At 57.6% G+C, this 16,800-nt stretch carries 15 protein-coding genes, 1 tRNA gene and 1 pseudogene; 5 read left to right on the top strand and 12 right to left on the bottom strand.

Going from position 1 to position 16,800, the window contains the following annotated elements; translation table 11 throughout:
• The first annotated feature begins 26 nt into the window (after positions 1 to 26).
• Positions 27 to 100: transfer RNA gene (locus tag KBX13_RS05265), tRNA-Arg, on the top strand.
• A 180-nt stretch (positions 101 to 280) separates the two neighbouring features.
• Here the strand turns inward: KBX13_RS05265 and KBX13_RS05270 are convergent.
• From KBX13_RS05270 to KBX13_RS05280, 3 genes and pseudogenes are all read right to left on the bottom strand, one after another.
• A pseudogene (locus KBX13_RS05270) lies at positions 281 to 475 on the bottom strand (IS256 family transposase); the annotation flags it as partial.
• 125 nt (positions 476 to 600) lie between these two features.
• On the bottom strand, positions 601 to 930 hold the full coding sequence (locus tag KBX13_RS05275) for a transcriptional regulator (protein WP_210575394.1): 330 nt from the start codon (positions 928 to 930) through the stop codon (positions 601 to 603).
• On the bottom strand, positions 923 to 1,327 hold the full coding sequence (locus KBX13_RS05280; protein ID WP_256021120.1) for a hypothetical protein: 405 nt from the start codon (positions 1,325 to 1,327) through the stop codon (positions 923 to 925). The genes KBX13_RS05275 and KBX13_RS05280 overlap by 8 nt, the downstream gene beginning before the upstream one ends.
• A gap of 888 nt (positions 1,328 to 2,215) precedes the next feature.
• On the opposite strand from KBX13_RS05280, the gene KBX13_RS05290 reads away from it, so the two are divergent.
• Both KBX13_RS05290 and KBX13_RS05295 read left to right on the top strand, forming a co-directional pair.
• Complete coding sequence (locus KBX13_RS05290; RefSeq protein ID WP_256021122.1) at positions 2,216 to 2,419, top strand: hypothetical protein; 204 nt, start codon at positions 2,216 to 2,218, stop codon at positions 2,417 to 2,419.
• A complete protein-coding gene (locus KBX13_RS05295; protein ID WP_256021123.1) occupies positions 2,382 to 2,759 on the top strand; it encodes a hypothetical protein in 378 nt (125 codons plus the stop codon). The genes KBX13_RS05290 and KBX13_RS05295 overlap by 38 nt, the downstream gene beginning before the upstream one ends.
• Positions 2,760 to 2,917: 158 nt before the next feature.
• Here KBX13_RS05295 and KBX13_RS05300 read toward each other — a convergent pair whose 3' ends face one another.
• From KBX13_RS05300 to KBX13_RS05340, 9 genes are all read right to left on the bottom strand, one after another.
• Positions 2,918 to 3,586, bottom strand: a complete 669-nt coding sequence (locus KBX13_RS05300) for a hypothetical protein (RefSeq protein WP_256021125.1) — start codon at positions 3,584 to 3,586, stop codon at positions 2,918 to 2,920.
• A 573-nt stretch (positions 3,587 to 4,159) separates the two neighbouring features.
• Entirely contained in the window at positions 4,160 to 4,609 is a 450-nt protein-coding gene (locus tag KBX13_RS05305) for a hypothetical protein (RefSeq protein ID WP_256021127.1), read from the bottom strand.
• Positions 4,610 to 5,595: 986 nt separating this feature from the next.
• A complete protein-coding gene (locus tag KBX13_RS05310) occupies positions 5,596 to 5,754 on the bottom strand; it encodes a hypothetical protein (RefSeq protein ID WP_177221736.1) in 159 nt (52 codons plus the stop codon).
• An 88-nt stretch (positions 5,755 to 5,842) separates the two neighbouring features.
• Complete coding sequence (locus tag KBX13_RS05315; RefSeq protein WP_256000447.1) at positions 5,843 to 6,076, bottom strand: PspC domain-containing protein; 234 nt, start codon at positions 6,074 to 6,076, stop codon at positions 5,843 to 5,845.
• Between the two features lie 21 nt (positions 6,077 to 6,097).
• Positions 6,098 to 6,571 carry a MarR family winged helix-turn-helix transcriptional regulator gene (locus KBX13_RS05320; protein WP_256021128.1) on the bottom strand — a complete coding sequence of 158 codons (474 nt, stop codon included), beginning with the start codon at positions 6,569 to 6,571 and terminating at the stop codon, positions 6,098 to 6,100.
• Between the two features lie 54 nt (positions 6,572 to 6,625).
• Complete coding sequence (locus KBX13_RS05325; RefSeq protein WP_256021130.1) at positions 6,626 to 9,262, bottom strand: AAA family ATPase; 2,637 nt, start codon at positions 9,260 to 9,262, stop codon at positions 6,626 to 6,628.
• On the bottom strand, positions 9,263 to 10,468 hold the full coding sequence (locus KBX13_RS05330; protein ID WP_256021132.1) for a DNA repair exonuclease: 1,206 nt from the start codon (positions 10,466 to 10,468) through the stop codon (positions 9,263 to 9,265).
• The gene (locus tag KBX13_RS05335) at positions 10,468 to 11,331 is read right to left on the bottom strand and encodes a hypothetical protein (protein ID WP_256021133.1); all 864 of its coding nucleotides are present in this window, start codon (positions 11,329 to 11,331) and stop codon (positions 10,468 to 10,470) included. The genes KBX13_RS05330 and KBX13_RS05335 overlap by 1 nt, the downstream gene beginning before the upstream one ends.
• Entirely contained in the window at positions 11,328 to 14,453 is a 3,126-nt protein-coding gene (locus KBX13_RS05340; RefSeq protein WP_256021135.1) for a DEAD/DEAH box helicase, read from the bottom strand. The genes KBX13_RS05335 and KBX13_RS05340 overlap by 4 nt, the downstream gene beginning before the upstream one ends.
• 105 nt (positions 14,454 to 14,558) lie before the next feature.
• On the opposite strand from KBX13_RS05340, the gene putP reads away from it, so the two are divergent.
• On the top strand, positions 14,559 to 16,145 hold the full coding sequence (gene putP / locus KBX13_RS05345; protein WP_256021137.1) for a sodium/proline symporter PutP: 1,587 nt from the start codon (positions 14,559 to 14,561) through the stop codon (positions 16,143 to 16,145).
• 2 nt (positions 16,146 to 16,147) lie between these two features.
• Complete coding sequence (locus tag KBX13_RS05350; RefSeq protein WP_070976274.1) at positions 16,148 to 16,783, top strand: HNH endonuclease family protein; 636 nt, start codon at positions 16,148 to 16,150, stop codon at positions 16,781 to 16,783.
• The last annotated feature ends 17 nt before the right edge of the window (positions 16,784 to 16,800 follow it).

Below are 16,800 nucleotides of genomic sequence, written 5' to 3' on the forward strand. Positions count from 1 at the left end.
CGTCATTGCTTGCTCACAAGCAATGCGTCTCCGTAGCTCAGCGGATGAGAGCATCGGTTTCCGGTACCGAAGGTCGCAGGTTCGAATCCTGTCGGGGACACAATATTCCATGGGGTTTCACGAAACTGTTCCAATCTTTTCACGAAACCTCCTGCCGGCCGAAGGAAAACGGCCGCGAACACAAAAATGACCCGCTCCGCTCGGTCGGAGGGGTCATTTTTCTTTGTCTGAACGCCGTTTTGTGTGTCTGACTCGGCGTGTCGCTTGGGCTAGATTTGGCCTTTTGGATGCCGATTAATTGGGCGTAGTTGGTGTCGATAGCATTGTCGTAGAGGGCTGGTCGTCCTGTTTCGTGGTCGGCTTGGTTCTCGTTGTGGGTCAGGGTTTGTACTTTGGCGAGTTGGTCCTGGCCCCAGTTGGACTGTCTGGCGATTTCTACGGGATCGTCGGGCAGTTCTGTTTTTAGATACAGCCATCACGCTTGCCGATGTTTTCTCGGCTCCGCTCACTGCCATTGAGAACGGTGGGCACTTCCTGGGGAGTGACGACTACCTCGACTTTCCGTAGTTGTGGCAGCACATTACGCAGTATCTGCGCAATCTATGAGCCCTCTGTCATGGCTTTAAGCGCCGCAACGTGCTGTGCATAGGCTTCTGTTCCAGTCTGCGTCAACGCGACCCAAACGGCGTCTTTCGCGCGCGTGGAGCCATATTCGCGGGTGCGGCTGATATAGCCGCTGTCCTCAAGATGTTTCAACTGCTTGGAAAGCGTATCGGCAGGAAGCTCGGTGAGCTCTGCAAGCACGGCGTATTTCATCTGCCTGCCGCCGGTTGCGCCTGAATGGAACAGCGTGGCACAAATTTTAAGCCGGTTGATGGGGTGGATGACCGGATCCAGCTTTGCTGGGCGTAGTGAAGGATCCTTAGACATTGACGCCCTTTACGGCGGCGCTGCGGTTCTCATACAACATCCATGCCGTCGCCGTAGAGACAACGACGCCGCAGACAATCATCCACGGCCACGAATCCGGCGTCGGTGTTGTAGACATGATCATTGCACCGGGTAGCAATACTCGTGACCAGGTTGCGCGATCGTTGCTCGGACCCATATTTGGATCGAGGCGCACGAATGGGTTTGCAATCTTATCCTTGAGGAGATAGGCCAGAACGAACGTCGGTACAAGAACCGCGAGGCCGTACCACCATGACAGCTTGGTTAGCGCGAGACCGCCGCCGACGCCAAGCGCCACTATCGCCACCGCCCACCAGCTCTGCGTCCACGTGGTGCGTTCTTGAACGTCGTGAATGATCTTAAGGTCGTCGCTCATTATTCTTCCCCTAACGTCAACTTCACTGGCTTGCAATTAAGGCAAGTGCAACACTTGCTGTACATGCAAGTATAATGCTTGCAAAGTATGCAAGTGAAGGACTGCGCATAGTGGGGATATAGCTACGCATGGGGTCTAACAGGGCTGGTGGTCTGCTACCGTGACATCTGGCCGACTTTTATTGACTGAGGCTCCACAGGCCTTACATCGCCATCGGGTAGTGCGTTTGCCGGTTGTTCCATTGCGTTTGGCATCACCGCCGCAGTAGCAGTGTGGTCGGTTCTTTGGCATTGAGCCACCACACCACCGCCTACTACCACAGACTGGCTCGGTGTGTCTCACATCGGTGTGATTTGCGCGTAGCTGCCTTAGTGTGACCCGTCGGCATCCGCAAGGGTGTCGACGGAGCTTGAGGACGTAAACGTCTGTTTATCGGTTGCTGAGGAGGTCGCAGATCGGCCTGACTAGATGCATCAAAAAGCTAGCGACCACCATTGGTGGTCGCTAGCTAAAGGTGTAGGCAAGTCTTCTGAAATTACCGTTGATTTCCACTCATATTATTCCTCAAGCGGTAAATGTCAGCGGCTAACCCTGAGGCGATAAGCATAGCGCTGGCTGCAAGAAAATTTCGGCTAAAAAGCACGACGACTCCCGCAATTGCCATAATCACTGAAGATATGATGTATAGTTTATTTACATCCATTCATGCCTCCGCTTTTACTGTATCTCAGTTGAAACAGTATACAGAAACCCCGGCCACGCCGATTAGTTTAGCACCGAAGTCACGAAGCGCTGGTTGGAGAAGAAATTGCCTCTGACGAACTGAAGGAGCGTCACGCCTGGTATTGGCGGATCTCGCGCACGTCTCGGGTCACGAAGCGGAAGCCTATGAACAAAGACGAAATGCGAGACCTCGTCGCCGAATGGGACGCGGGCAAGACGAAAACCGTGAGCGACCAGTTCCACTCGGAGGTGGTCTCGCTCGGCTTGGTGACCGCCTACGCCAACAAATTCGCTGACTTAAACGACAAGTTGGAGAAGGAGCTCGAGCGGCATGAGAACGAGCGAGAAGAACGCGAAGCGAACGCCTAGCCCGGACAACGCAGAGCACAAGGAGAATGACCAGACCATGAAGAAGATCTACTACAGCGCCCATAACGTCCACCCACGAGCCGTGCTGGCAAGCCAGAACGAAAACGGCTCCTGGACTGTCGAGAACGAGGCCAAGACGGTTTCCGTCGCGTTAAACGAGGACGGCTTCCGTTACGCATACCGTGATGAGCCCCGTGACGGGGAGAACTGGCTCACCGACCACGAAGGCTTCGGCGGTGCCGAAGGAATTGCTCGCGCGATTGCGGGCGGCGCCGAGCCACGTTGGCTCACAACGAAAGAAGAAGTTAAGCAGTGGGCAGACGAGCACCCCGGTGCCTAGTTCCTCGACCTCAACATTCTCAGGACGCTTAAGCTGGGGGACTTGCCGTGGGGCCACATGTCCAAGACTCCACACGGGTTGCAGTCGGAGGAAAACGAACAGTGGGCACTGCCACTCGTGGTGCTTGCTCCCGCCGAGGAAGCCGCTGGCCGGCACGGTTAGTAGTCATGTGTCGTGTAACCGGAGGCGGAACCCGGTGTAACCGGGGTGTAACCGCGAACCTGATATAACTGGTCAGGAGGTTTCGTGAAAGCCCCTTTTGCTCTAAATTTGGTCGCTTTCCCAATAAAATAGGCCACGGAGTCGGTCTTTTGCAACCAATTCCAGGGCTTTAGAGTTTTCGAACACGACTTCTGGATCGAAAGGCTTTCTTCTGCGAAAACCTTGCAGTCTGACGGGTTATGCGGCCACTGGCAGCGCATTCGGGAACGTGCCGGCCAGCGTATTCGTGCTGCAGCGCGGTCCTGGGTGTAGCAGGTGGTGTGGCGCTTCGGCTCGCCAGGCTCATGCTCGAACCACTCGCAGTCGGACGCGAGGAGCAGGACATTGACCGCGACACAACTCACTGCGGACGCCAGCAGTTGGCCGGCCCAGCCGCGCATGAGTCGGTTGGTTTGGTCGCCAATTCCCACGCCGCGAGCGTTTGTGAGCTTGTCGTCACGCGACTCAATGGAGTTTCGCTGGCCGTAGACCTCTTCCCACTCTGGGTTCTTGTAAGCGGGTCCGTCCTGACTGAGCTTGGCACCGTCGGCTGCGGTGTTGTTAATGGTGACAGACGTCTGACGGCACACCTTCGGAGCTTGTTCCTTGGACGGTACTTCCTTCACTGCGAGCGGAATCTACACCTTGGAAGTCGAGCTCTCTTTGGACCGCAGCACGAGCGGGCAAGCTAGCGAGGTGCCGTTGGCACGGACAAGGCACATACGGCGCTCAACACCGACGTTTGTGATACCTTTGTGAGGCAACTCAAAACGCTTGCGGAACTCAAGGGGGTGGAGGTAGACCTCCCGGTTTTTCGTCTCTTTGTACTCTGCGTGAGGGTTGACGAGATCTGGGAACGCTTTAATTCCAGGCGAGCAGTCGCCTAAGGACGAGGACCCGCAATACTCGGAGCGGACTGACCTGGACCCGACCGAGGACAATTTGACGTTATAATTTTACGTCTACTCCTGATTGAAAGAGTTCCAACGTCGGTAGAGCGCGTTGAATAATCTCGCTGCAGAAAAGAACACGATAAAAAGAAAAACCGAAGACAAGCAGAAGATTAAAATCGCTTCCACGAGGGTCCCCGGCTCACTCTGGAGCGATATAATGGTGGCCGCGATAGCTCCTAAAAGAGACGCGGCGATTACTTGCCAAAGAGGCCAAAACCCATTTTCCATAAATATCCTACTCAGCTCTTAAGTAATCTGATACCACCTAATCATAAGCGCTAATACGGCATTACGAATGGGGACCTTTGCAGCGTTTGCGACAGGACGAAGCAACGGAGGGACCGCCCCTGTGATGCAGCCACCAATTAGCGCATCAACACGTGCTTCGGCTTCTAGTCTGTGACCATGCCTTATTTTACTAACCAGCTCGCCTACAGCCGCTCCTCCAAGAGCCCCTCCGACGCAGCCACCAATTGCAGCAATGAACGGCAGAATAGCGGCCGGAACCGCACGAACAGAAACCTCTTCCGAATCAGAATGTTGCTTCTGGATTGCTTCAACTTCACGAAGCGAAGGCATTATCTCAGCTTGAGCTTCCGGATCGCTCGGAAAAAGCGCCGCGGCTACGCCTTCCGGAGTAGCTTCTTTCGAGGCATTGTCGAGAGTTTCATAAAACTCCGGTGGAAACCCTTCCACCCTTTCACCACAGATTGGGGCAGATTCTGAAATACTGTCAGCACTTGCAGCGGGAACTACGAACAAAGAGGACTTGGAAGAACGGTAGCCATCAGGAAAGCAACCATTTTTCTTCTGGCAGAACGAGTAGTTTTTTGCTTACTTTGCGAATTCAAGATGTAACTGCGGGACACAATAAGCCTTCCGGATATTGAGACGTCTGTCATAGTTGAAATAACTTTGGCGTCAACTGTCTTGTTTTCATGAGACAATCGGAAAGTAATATCACCTAGATGTTTTATCCCCTTCTCAGACCGAAACTACCCAAGCTCCATCAATTTCTCTAGCTATGTACACAAAATCGGAACGAAAGTGCCCTCCTTTTCGGGGGTCAGCCTTTCACGAGTTTTCTGGGAAATGGAATACAGCCAGCAAAAATCGAGAAACCACCCCGAGCACACGGCGGATTCAACGTCGGAGTCGTGACCGGCTTACTCAGCTTGTCGGGTGGTGTGTCTGATGCTACCGGCGTATGTCTACCTTCCTGGACAGCGCGGTTTTCCGTCTCACGGACCTGATCCAGCTACGAAACGGATGCCGGAGCGTGGCAGTGACTTTCCAGGTATGCGTGATGGCGTGGAGCATTTTGGATGTGGCCGTGGAATGTGGAACACCGGACGATATGGGGTTGGAGCAGCTGGAGGAGTTTTCCGAATCCCCGCACCACCCCCGCTGCCTGGTGCTGGGGGTTTGTAATTTTTCGAGCGGGGCAGCCAACTCTCTTAAATTTGCTTAATGCTTCCCACTCAAAGGCTGTCGTGGCTCCTACCTGGCAACGATGGCATGCGAATTAGGGCTTCCTTGCAATCTTTTCTTGCTTGGTCCGCCGCAAAATCGACATTTTCCCACTTTTCAGCCGTCAAAATACGGATTCACCTGCAACAACTCTTTCTTGACTCTTTCTTGCTTCGACCATCATACGAGGATCATCAAGCACAAAACAGCAGCTACCACGTATTTTCCTTCTCTGCGCTCCCCTTGGCCAGATCCACGATCCACTGGAAATCATCACCAGAATCACTCCGATCTGGATCGACCTTTACAAACGCCAGCGGGCGGGCCGAGGCCGGTCGGCGATTACGCATCTTCTCCAACGGTTCCGACATCGCAAACATCTCCCCTACACAAAATAGACAGCTCGGTATAGAGCGAGTTGAGTGTAGCACTCCAACTTCGTCAGAGAGCGTTCACGCGTTAGAACTCCGGCGGAATCACGATCCAGGCCACGAGATAAAGAATGAACAAAGGCACAAACGCCGTAACGAGTCCGATAAGCACGATGCCGATTCGAACAAGTGCAGGATCAAGGCCAGCATACTCCGCAATTCCCCCGCAGACCCCCGCGATATATTTGTCCACCATGGAGCGCTGCAGTCGCTTTGGGCTAGGGTTTGGCTGGTACTGGGGTTGGTTCATCGGGAAGGACATGGCGCCTCGCTTTCCTTTTGGCTATCTATGGAGCTGGGAGTTGGCTTGAGCCCCAAGTACTCCTTGGAAGAACTTGGTCAGCGTCGGGATATCGTTGGGGTCAAGGTGGTCAAAGACGAGACGCCGAACACTTTCAACGTGGCCCGGTACTGCAGCCTCCAAGCGACGCAAGCCGTCGTCAGTCAAGGTGACCAGAACACCCCGGGCATCACCTGGACTCTTCTGCTTCGACACCAGCCCGCGCTTCGCCATGCGAGTGACCTGATGTGATGTGCGGGAACGGTCCCACTCCAGAACCGAACACAGATCACGCAACCGCATCGTGTGTTCCTCGGCTTCTGACAGACTGACAAGCACCGAGAACTCTGGCGAAGAGAGATCGGAATCCGCCAGGAGGGTGTCGTCAATAGCGCGGGAAATCTTCCGCGAAGTGGCAAGCATCAGCCGCCAGAGGTCCTGTTCGGCGTCGCTGAGCCAGTGTGGTGCGTCAGACATACCTCTCACTGTAGTAGAAATCTCAGTGCTCCCCAATCATGTTCATAGCATCCATCAACTAGTCTTCAGCTGCTCAATTTCGTAACGGTTGTCGCTGGCCACGCCGTCGTAACGGTTGGGATAGCAAGTCAGCACAATGACCTGAGCATGCTTGCCCACCCTATTAAACAGTGCATTCATCAGTTGCAGGCGGTGCGGGTCTGTTGCCCCGAGGGCGTCGTCAATGACCACAGGAACCGGCGAGGTGCCGTCGCGGGCAACAAGCTCCGCTATCGCGAAGCGGGTCAGCAGTGCCAATTGCTCTTGCGCACCACCGGATAGCTCCTCGATCGGTAGTGACACACCCGCAACGTTTCGTCGAGTGATTTGTAGCTGGTCGTCTAGCTCAAATTCAACATCTCGGCCGAACAACGCCCCCGCGTACCCTTCGAGCGCCGCGGCGAACGGTGCCGCATAGCGCGCATTCGCTTCTTCGCGGTAGCGCTGCAGTGTGTCGTATAAGAGTTTGGTTGCCTCGGCGCGACGCTTCGTGCGGTGGTATTCAGATTCGGCAGCATCGAGGGTTGCTTCAGCGCGGTCGACTTTTTCTGCGATGCCAGAGGCCATCTCGAAATAGCTTTTCAGCTCCGCGATGCGCTTGTCGGCCGCTGTGTAGCGATCCTGCAGGTTCACTAAACGGGTCTGTGCACTCTCGAGGAGTGCCTGTGCCATATCAACATTCGCGTCCTTAGCCGCCGCCGTCACTTCATCCAGCGTGGCACGCGCGGTGCTAAGGCTTTCTGCAGCGGTTTGCTGTGCCTGATCCAACTCTTCGGATGTGATGCGTTCCTGTTCCACGCGCAGCTCTTCATCTGCGTTATGCACAGCTTCATCGTGCGCAGAAAGCTTCGTCTCCAGTACCAGCAGCGCTTGTTGCGCTTTGCGGTCTTGGTGAGGTTCCAGCGTGGCGGCAGCTACTTCTGCGTCATGCTGTGCCGCTTGCAAGGCTGCCTCCGCCGCTTCGAACTCGCGCTCCGCTGCTTCGCGTTCCAACACCGTGGGGTTGTCGCCTAGGGTCGCTGCGTGTTCCGCGCGCAACTTCTGCAGTCGCACGTGGCGCTCCTGGAGCGCAGACAGGTCTCTGCCTGCGAGAATATCTTCTCGACGCCGCTTCGCATCCTCCACGTCCTGAGCAAAGGCTCGGTGCTCGTCACGCTTCGCACGCACTTCCGCAACGTCTTCGCAACCGAGCTCCGCGAGCACCTCTTCAAGCGCACGCTCGGCTGCCTCCACCGCGCCGTGTTCACCCACACTGTTGGCACCCGCGCGGTACGTGAGGTGGAATTCGCCGAATTGGAGGGTGGTGGCGTCGAAAAGCTCGATGGTGCGCTCCCCATCGACGTGTGTGGGAGCGTCATCGTGGACGAACGTGGCGTCTTCGGCACGCACGGTCAGCTTTGCGGTCGCCGCGGCGCGGATGGTGCGTTGGATTTTCACCTCGCTTGCAGCTTCCTCAGCACGAGTCACGTCCGCGTCGGTGATAGGTCGGACGGGTGATTCGGAAACAAGCTTTTGATATTCAGTCTGTGCGGCCTCGATCTGGTCAAGCACTGCTTGCAATTCTGAAAGCTCCTGCTGGCACAGCGCGTACTCCCGCATGGCACGGGTACGACGTGCGTTCTCACGCGCTTTCGCCAACTCGGTTTGGCGCCGCTTTAAGGCATCGGTGAGTGAGGCAATGGTTACTGCTTCCTCATCGTTGGCTTGCTGCGCGAGCGCTCTCTTCTTCTCGAGCGCGACGTGTTGCTCACGTAACTGCGCAAGGCGCTGCTCAAGCTTTTTCCTGTTCTCCACGTCTTGTGCGGCGCGTTGTGCTGTAAGCTCCGCGTATTTCACGGCTTCTTGCGCAGCCTGGCGCTGAGCGACGACCTCTTCGGCATGTTTTGCGGCGACTTGTTGGGCTTGGAGGTTCTGCTGCGCCTGGGGCAGCTCATCCTGAATCTGCTGCATTTGTTGCTGCAGCTGCTCCACTTCGACGACTTCTCCGTCAAACTTCCGCTTTTGTGTCACCAGTTCCTCATGCTGCTGGCGTGCGTCTTCGACTGCTTTCTGAAGCTTGTCGTATTCGCCTCGCGGGCGACCCGTGGGTGTGAAGAACGCTGCATATTCGTCGCTGACACGCTGCATGAGCGCGGTGTCATCGTAAGCAGCCTCCTCTGCGCTGAGTCCGGCATCCCCATCAAGGGTCCGCACAACACTTGGGATGCCCGCTGCGCTGATCCCTGCCGCGAACTGCCCCTGGCGCAGGAAGAGCGTCGAGGCGAGCTCCTGGTCAAGGTTTTCCGCGAGGATCCGCGCAAGCTCGTCGTCAGCCTCGCGGCCGGTGTACTGGCGCAGCTGCGGTCTGGTGATGTTGAGCTCCGAGTACTTCCCCTTCCCCCACTGTTTGGCAATGGTGAAGCTGTAATCGCCAACCGTCGCCTCAAGCCGCACTGCAGGCGAAACGTCCCTCCCGATCGGAGTGAGCACGCCAATCTTCTTGCCTCCGGCAGTGTGGCGTTCGTTGAGCACTGTCGTCAGCGCGTCAAGGATGGTGGATTTGCCAGCCTCGTTATTGCCATGGATCACGATCACACCGGTATCTGGCAGGTCACGAAGCTCTAGCCACTGAATACCACGGAAGTTTTCAATGGTGATCGAATGGATGCGCATTTAGTTCACTTCCTTGGAGAATCGGAACAGAAGGTTCACAGCGTCACGTGCTGTCGCAGAGCCTTTAGCATCGTCATGCGCGGATGCCTGGGAAATCAGGTCCCGCATCGCCTCGGCCGCGTACCCGCTCAGCGGAAGGTTTTCGAGCTCGTCATCGCTGGGCGCCAGGTGCAGGCTCATGAGCCGTTCACGCTCATACAACGCAGCGAACACCGGCTCAAGCCGCCCGATCGCCTGCTCAAAGGTCGCCATCGCCGCAAGGCCAAGCGTGCCGCGGACGGAATACTTCACCACAGTGCGGTCCTTGTGCTCGTAGCGTTCAAGCTGCTCCACTATCCTTTCGACGTCACCTTCGTCACTGACCTCCCAGTCCAGTGCCTCAAATGTCCACGCTCCCGTCTCAACCGGCTCGACGTTTACAACGCAATCTTCCGTGGAGGACTTCGTAATCTCGACGACGAGCGTGTTACCGGAATCAACCTCGCCGCCGCCACCAGGGCCACCGATAGCAAAGTCGTGGAAATCAGTGGTTTCCGGGCTGCCCGAGAACCACACGCGCCCACTCGTGCCGAGTGACTGCGTAGAGTGCGTATCCCCCAACGCGACGTAATCGATCACCCCCGAGGCCAGCTTCTCCTCCAGCAAATCCAGATCGATGAGCGCTTCCGCCTGTTCTTTGCCGTAGCCATCCACTTGGCCGTGGCCGACAAGCACGCGAATCTCATCGGTCGGTTCTAAGTCGCGCACGGCGCGAGCACATAAGTCCTCAGAGGCATATCGGGCTTTGAGAGGCGCGCCGACAAGCTCAACACCAGGGACGACCTCTACAGGATCGAAGGAATCGAGCACGAGCACATTCTCAAGGTCATCGGTGGCGTGGAAAATAGAGTCCGCCACCAGCGGGTCGTGGTTGCCCGGAAGCAAGTACACCGGCACTGGCAGGCGCTTCAGCACCTCGAGTGCTCGACCAAGCGTCTCACGTTCGAGCGCGTTGTGCTCAAACACATCGCCGGCGATCACAATACAGGCTGCATCATGCTCCGTGGCTACTTGGCCGAGGCGTTCAACGGCGCGCAAGCGGGCGTCGTCAAACCTCGATTGGGCTTCGGAGCGCAGAAACTTCCGAGTCATGCCAAGCTGCAGGTCAGAGGAGTGGATAAATCGAAACGTGTTCACATACTCACTACTACCAAACGGCTCGGACATTAGTCATCGGTTTCAGTCAACGCATAGAACAGATCTTCGATATCGGAGACAGCCCGCAGCTGGTCGATGTTGGTAAAGGAAATTGTCTGCATCGCCTTGTGCAACATCGTGATGTCAGAGTCTTCGATCATCGGAGCGACTTTCGGGGTAGGCAAATCAGGTAGCGCGCCGCCTTCCCAAAAGTCCGGCTGCGGGCGCGGTGCAGACACCGTGACTTCGCCCGGCGCGTCAGGCTGCGCTGCCTCGTGCTGCACAGTCGGTGGCGCCATGCCGGTCAGTCGCGCAATCGAACTATCCCGGAGTTGGAGAATGAACTCGTGGTGTTCGCTCATGCGCTGTGCTGCCTGATACCCCACTGCGACAATGTGTTTGCAGGCTACGGCGGGGTCGGGGCAGCTACAGTGCAGCCGAAACTCCTCAGGACCGTTGGCGATCAGGGTGTCCAACGCCTCATCGGTATAGACGCCATTGCGCGCTTTCATCAATGCGGCGGAGTCGTGCGCAATGTCGGACAGCAGCCCGCCTATGTCAGCGGCAGTGCGACGTGGCAGTTCGATCACAGTGTGGAACGGTTCGATTTGTGACCCCGTCACAACCGCATCAATCCCGCCCAACCGGGGATAGAGCTCGGCAACGTGGCCGCCGTTGGCGTACGCAATGCCCCGCTTGATGCGACCAGCATCGCTGTATCGCACGACTGCTTCCCAGATCCTGCGGCCTGCGGCATTCCACGTCGCAGGAACGTCTTTGTACCGCGATCGAGTCTCAGAAGCTTGCTTCGCCTGCTCCTGCTCCGGGGAGCGCCGACGTGCGCCGAAGTTTGCATAAATAACGTTGTCTTCGCGTGGTCGCTGAGTGCTCATAGGTTGCGCTCGCCTCCGTTTCCTCGGTAGCTCATCAGCTGTGCCAGATCGTCAGCGTCGAGTTCCGTAATCCAGCCTTCGCCCTCGCCAATCACCGCACCTGCCAGGTGCATCTTGCCATCCAAGATGTCTTGGATCGATTCCTCCATGGTTCCGCGCGTAATCATCTTGTACACCGTGACGTCTTTCTTCTGGCCAATGCGGAACGCACGGTCCGTCGCCTGGTTTTCCACGGCGGGATTCCACCAGCGGTCAAGGTGGATCACCATCGATGCAGCAGTCAGGTTGAGTCCGGTACCACCTGCTTTGAGGCTCAGCAGCATCGCGCGCGGCCCGTTCGGCTCCTGGAAACGCGCAACCATTGCGTCTCGCGCGCTCTTTCCTACCCCACCGTGGAGGAACGGAATGATCTCGCCGAGGTAGTCGCTCAGGTATGGCTGCAGGATGTCACCAAACGCTTTGTACTGGGTAAAGATCAACACTCGTTGGTCGGTTCGCACTGCCTCATTGAGCAGCTCCACAAGGCGGGCGACCTTGCCGGACCTGTGGTGGCCGTCGGCAAGTACTGGTGATCCATCGCCCAGGAAGTGAGCCGGGTGGTTGCAGATCTGCTTGATGCGAGTGATCGTGGCAAGCACGAGGCCTTTACGCGCCATACCCTTGCGTTCCTGCAGTTCGCGCTGCATGCGGTCAACGAGTGCTGTGTAGAGCGCCGCTTGCTCCGCAGTCATGTCCACTGTCAGTACATGCTCAGCCTTGTCCGGCAGGTCGTCAATGATAGCGGTGTCTGTCTTCAGCCTGCGCAGGATAAACGGTGCGGTGAGGCGCTGCAGGCGCTCCCCCATCTCGTCGGCGAGGCCCTCGTCCCGGCGCGACTCAATTGCTCGAGCGAAGTGGTTGCGGAAGAAGGACTGCGAGCCGAGGATGCCAGGGTTCACAAAGTCGAGGAGGCTGCGCAGCTCGGAGAGCTTATTTTCAATCGGAGTGCCCGTCAGCGCGATACGGTGGCGAGCTGGCAGCGCTCTCACGCTTTTCGACGCCCTCGTCCCCGCATTCTTAATCGCCTGAGCTTCGTCGAGCACCACATGGTCCCACTCGATCAAAGACAAGTCGATCACATCGCGCGATGCGATCCCATAGGAGGTGATGGTGACGTCATGCTTCTTGAGAGCCTCGCGCAGTTCCTCTCCCTTGTACCGGGCACTGCCGTGGTGGACATATATAGAAAGGTGTGGCACGAACTTCGCAGCTTCGCGTGCCCAGTTGCCCACCACGGAGGTCGGCGCAACAACGAGGGTTGGTCCGGTGCGCTGCCCGCGTTCCTCTTCGACGGCAAGCAGGGTGAGCAGCTGGAGCGTCTTACCGAGCCCCATGTCATCGGCAAGCACGGCACCTAGGTGGTTGCGGGACATGTAGTAGAGCCAATCCACGCCACGACGCTGGTACTCGCGGAGCTCAGCATGCACAGTTCTTGGGATGTCGACGCGCTCCGGCGCCGGGCGGTCCATTCCGCCGACCAGAGACGTAAACCAACGGGACCCAGTGAACTCAAGCGGCGAGTCTGGCCCACTCTCCAGCGCAAGCTGACGCAGCTCCTCCGCGGTCACCGCGCCGTGTTCCTCTGACGCTTCGAGTTTCTGGTACTCCTCCTCGAGCTGGTCGGCGCGGGCAGCGAGCACTTCGGCGTCATCTGCTCCCGCATCAGCTGCAAGCTGCGCGGTCGTCCGGGCTTCTTCTGCTTCACGCTTAGCCCGCGCCAGCGCCGTCCCGTGGAGTTTCTCCATGTACCGCTTCGTGCGCTCGAGGTGTCGTGTATCGGCGAGCACCCACTCGCCACGCAGCTTGATCAGCCCAGACTTCGACTCGACGAGCCGCTGCATTTCGTCATCCGTCAGTTCAGTTCCGCCGATGCTGACGCGCCAGTCGTAATTGACCAGCTGGCCGAAGCCAAGCCGGGTCACCGCGGTTGCGTCGTACGGGTTCTTCGCTTCCGAAAGGTGCAGCTTCGACGTTGTCTCCGCAGTTGTCCAGGCGCGTGGCAGCATCACCGCGTAGTTCGCAAGCCGAAGCTTGCTCACCTCAGTCTCCACGAACTGCACAATCTCTTCCGCTGATAGGTACACGTCCCAGTCGCCATCGAGCGCAGAGCCCGGCGTTGTCGCGGCACGACGGTGCGTTGCCGGATCAATCAGTTCGGAGACCCTGATGGCGTCGCGAAGCACGGAGTGAAGCTGCTGCACCGTATAGGCGTCATACTCCGACAGCCGGATGGGCCGCGGCGACTCATCGCCAGAGCGCACGTTCACCCGAATCGGCCACTGCGTGAGCGCTTCATCGCCCCCTTCGTCTGCGTCTGCGGGCTGCTCCACGATGAACACCAGTTGGAAATTTGTCGCAGTGATTGAGCCGTTCCACTGGCTCATCTGTCGCGAAAACGCGCTAGAGCCTCGCCTTAACGGCGTGCCGTGAAGCAACGACTGTACAAAATCGTGCCACGGAAACGGGCGCTCACCACGCAGCATAGGGGAGTTACGCAGCTGGGCAGACGCGATCCAGTGCACAAATGTGCGCGAGCAATCTTCGTCGAGCCGTCGGTTGTTCTCCGTAAGTACTCCCGGCGCAGCCGCAATCATGTCCGCGAGCCAACCGCGTTCCTCCACCCCGGTGCCGAGCTGCCACTGCGCGAACCACTGAAAGTCCTGAGACGGCACGTGAATCGACACCCTCCCAGCCTGCACAAACCGCTCCAGCCCGAGAAACATCTGGATGAGCCACAAAAGATCCGGGGCTACCGACGCCCGCTGTTGCTCCGTGAGCCCTTCCGGTGCCGGAACGTCTGGGTCCAGGAGGAAGGACATTGCTCGTAGAAACTGTACTGCCTCATCGGGGGCGAATGCTGCCGTCGGCACCCGGAGCCGCAATAGTTTGCCTTTCGGCGTGCGCAACATGACCTTGCCGCGGTGACGGAACTTGACCCCTTCCAGCAGTGTGTGGACCGGTTTGGGGAAGGTCCCCTTCGGCACTTCGTCGAGTGTGATGATTTTATGGCCAGCCACCTGCTCGACCCAGACCTGCAAACCAGAATCTGGCAGCCACAGCCCGTGAAGAAGGAATTTTGGCAAGCCCACCCTTATACCATCCTTGATTTCGCTACATCGACTACGGTTCTAACGGTAATCTTTAAAACTCTACTCGCTTATTTTTTCTATTGCTTTAGGGAGGCAAACATGGCCGATAGCTTCTGGCTTGTCCTTGCCATTGTGTTGTATTTCGGTGTCATGGTTGCCATCGGGTTTTATTCGTGGATCCAGACGAGCAAGTATGACGACTACGTTCTTGGCGACCGTGGACTGCACCCATTCGTAGCAGGCCTATCCGCGGGCGCATCAGATATGTCGGGCTGGCTGCTGATGGGGCTGCCGGGCGCATTGTTCGTTTCCGGCATGAGCGAGCTGTGGATCGTTATTGGACTCTTGGCCGGGTCGTGGGCGAACTGGAAGTTTGTCGCACCACGCCTCCGCGCTTATACGGAAGTATCAAATAACTCGATTACCTTGCCGTCCTTCTTCGAGAACCGCACCCGTGACTCCTCACACGTCCTGCGGTTTGTCGCGGCCGTGATCATTATTTTCTTCTTCACGTTCTACGTTTCGTCAGGCATGGTCTCGGGTGGCCGTTACTTCGAATCCACTTTCCACGGTGACTACCTCACAGGCGTACTCATCGTCGGTTCGATTACTGTGCTGTACACGTTCATCGGCGGCTTCCTCGCTGTGAGCTATACCGACGTTGTCCAAGGGGTCTTGATGTTCTTGGCGCTGGTCACGGTGCCACTGATGGCACTGATCTCGCTCGATACCCCCTCTGATATCTTCTCGTTCGCTTCCCACAACGCCTACGGCCCGTGGGAGGCCGGCAACCCGGACTACTTCAACATGATCGCCGGTGTCTCGTTGGCAACCATCATCGGCAACTTGGCGTGGGGCTTCGGCTACCTGGGACAGCCACATATTGTTACCCGCTTCATGGCGCTGCGCTCCCCGGCTGAGGCAGCCAGCGCACGCCGGACCGGAATCAGCTGGGTCACCATCTGCTTTGCGGGTGCGGTGTTCACCGCGCTCGTATCGACGGTCTTCTTCGCCGAAACACCGCACAGTGTCACTGACCAAAGCGGCTTCGAAACCATCTTCTTGGACCTGGCCCGCATCCTCTTCCACCCACTCATTGCAGGTATCGTCCTTACAGCGGTGCTCGCGGCGATTATGTCCACAATGTCCTCCCAACTATTGATCACCTCCTCCGCGCTTATTGAGGACATCTATCGGGCCGTGACGAAGCAGCGTCCGAGCCAGACTGCCCTGCTGGTGCTTTCGCGCACGATGGTGGTCTTGGTTGCAGCGGTCGCGATGGTACTGGCGATCAACCCATCGGACACGATCCTGGGCCTGGTCGCGTTCGCGTGGGCAGGCTTCGGCGCAAGCTTCGGCCCCGTTGTAATTGCATCGTTGTACTGGCGTCGTCTCACCGCCCCGGGCACCATCGCTGGCATGATCGTCGGTGCAATCACGGTCTTCGTGTGGGGCTCCTCCGACACGCTGTCCGGCATCATCTACGAAATCGTTCCGGGTATCGCATTCGCGACGATCGCGCTTGTCGCTGTCTCCTTGCTGACCAAGCCGAAGCAGGGCGTCGAAGACGAGTTTGACCGTGCTCTTGCAGTGACGAACTTTGCGCTCACCACTCCGGACGCAACGTTCGCTGACGCGCTCAAGGCGACTGCGGGAACCGAAGGGGCCTCCCACGCGTCTAACTAGACGTGCGTGTTTACCTCACTCTGCTACTTATCCTGACCATCGCGTACGCCCCGTTTCCAACGGGGTTTTCGCGTATCGACGCCCCCACGACCCGCCAACGCGTTACTATCATCGGCTACGAGCGGGACAACTTCGGACCAGGCTGGCAGCGCCATGCCACCGGATGTACGACTCGCGAGCATGCCATGGCGTACGCGTTTGAGCAGCCTAATTGCAACGTTCCCCACCGGCAGTGGGAGCCGGTTGACGTTATCGATCCGTACACCCGCGAACGCATCAGACCTAAGGATGTGGAGCTCGACCACCTCTTCCCCCTCTCCGCAGCATGGGACATGGGTGCTTTCGCCTGGAGCGACGAGCAGCGACTCCGGTTCGCGAATGACCCCCACAACCTCATCGTGACCTCGAGCAAGGCGAACCAACAAAAGTCAGACATGCTACCGAGCGAGTGGATGCCTCCATCGATCCCGCAGCAATGCGCATACGCACGGCAGCTGGCACGCGTTGCAAACATGTACGACCTGCGCGTAACCACCAATGACCTTCGCACAATGCGCCGTGCATGCAAGGGATGGCGAGGCGTCGCCGCCCACCTCATTGGAATTGGTATGTTCCCTACCACCAATTCGCCTAGGTGATGGTGGACGTATCAAGT

The sequence above is a fragment of the Corynebacterium sp. CCUG 51687 genome (assembly GCF_024453995.1).
Taxonomy (GTDB): domain Bacteria; phylum Actinomycetota; class Actinomycetes; order Mycobacteriales; family Mycobacteriaceae; genus Corynebacterium; species Corynebacterium pseudogenitalium.

Excerpts from the sequence above, each read along its gene's own strand:
- KBX13_RS05310 (WP_177221736.1), bottom strand. The coding sequence starts at position 5,754 with ATGTCGGAACCGTTGGAGAAGATGCGTAATCGCCGACCGGCCTCGGCC.
- KBX13_RS05325 (WP_256021130.1), bottom strand. The coding sequence starts at position 9,262 with ATGCGCATCCATTCGATCACCATTGAAAACTTCCGTGGTATTCAGTGG.
- KBX13_RS05330 (WP_256021132.1), bottom strand. The coding sequence starts at position 10,468 with ATGTCCGAGCCGTTTGGTAGTAGTGAGTATGTGAACACGTTTCGATTT.
- KBX13_RS05315 (WP_256000447.1), bottom strand. The coding sequence starts at position 6,076 with ATGTCCTTCCCGATGAACCAACCCCAGTACCAGCCAAACCCTAGCCCA.
- KBX13_RS05275 (WP_210575394.1), bottom strand. The coding sequence starts at position 930 with ATGTCTAAGGATCCTTCACTACGCCCAGCAAAGCTGGATCCGGTCATC.
- KBX13_RS05320 (WP_256021128.1), bottom strand. The coding sequence starts at position 6,571 with ATGTCTGACGCACCACACTGGCTCAGCGACGCCGAACAGGACCTCTGG.
- KBX13_RS05290 (WP_256021122.1), top strand. The coding sequence starts at position 2,216 with ATGAACAAAGACGAAATGCGAGACCTCGTCGCCGAATGGGACGCGGGC.
- KBX13_RS05280 (WP_256021120.1), bottom strand. The coding sequence starts at position 1,327 with ATGAGCGACGACCTTAAGATCATTCACGACGTTCAAGAACGCACCACG.
- KBX13_RS05295 (WP_256021123.1), top strand. The coding sequence starts at position 2,382 with ATGAGAACGAGCGAGAAGAACGCGAAGCGAACGCCTAGCCCGGACAAC.
- putP (WP_256021137.1), top strand. The coding sequence starts at position 14,559 with ATGGCCGATAGCTTCTGGCTTGTCCTTGCCATTGTGTTGTATTTCGGT.
- KBX13_RS05335 (WP_256021133.1), bottom strand. The coding sequence starts at position 11,331 with ATGAGCACTCAGCGACCACGCGAAGACAACGTTATTTATGCAAACTTC.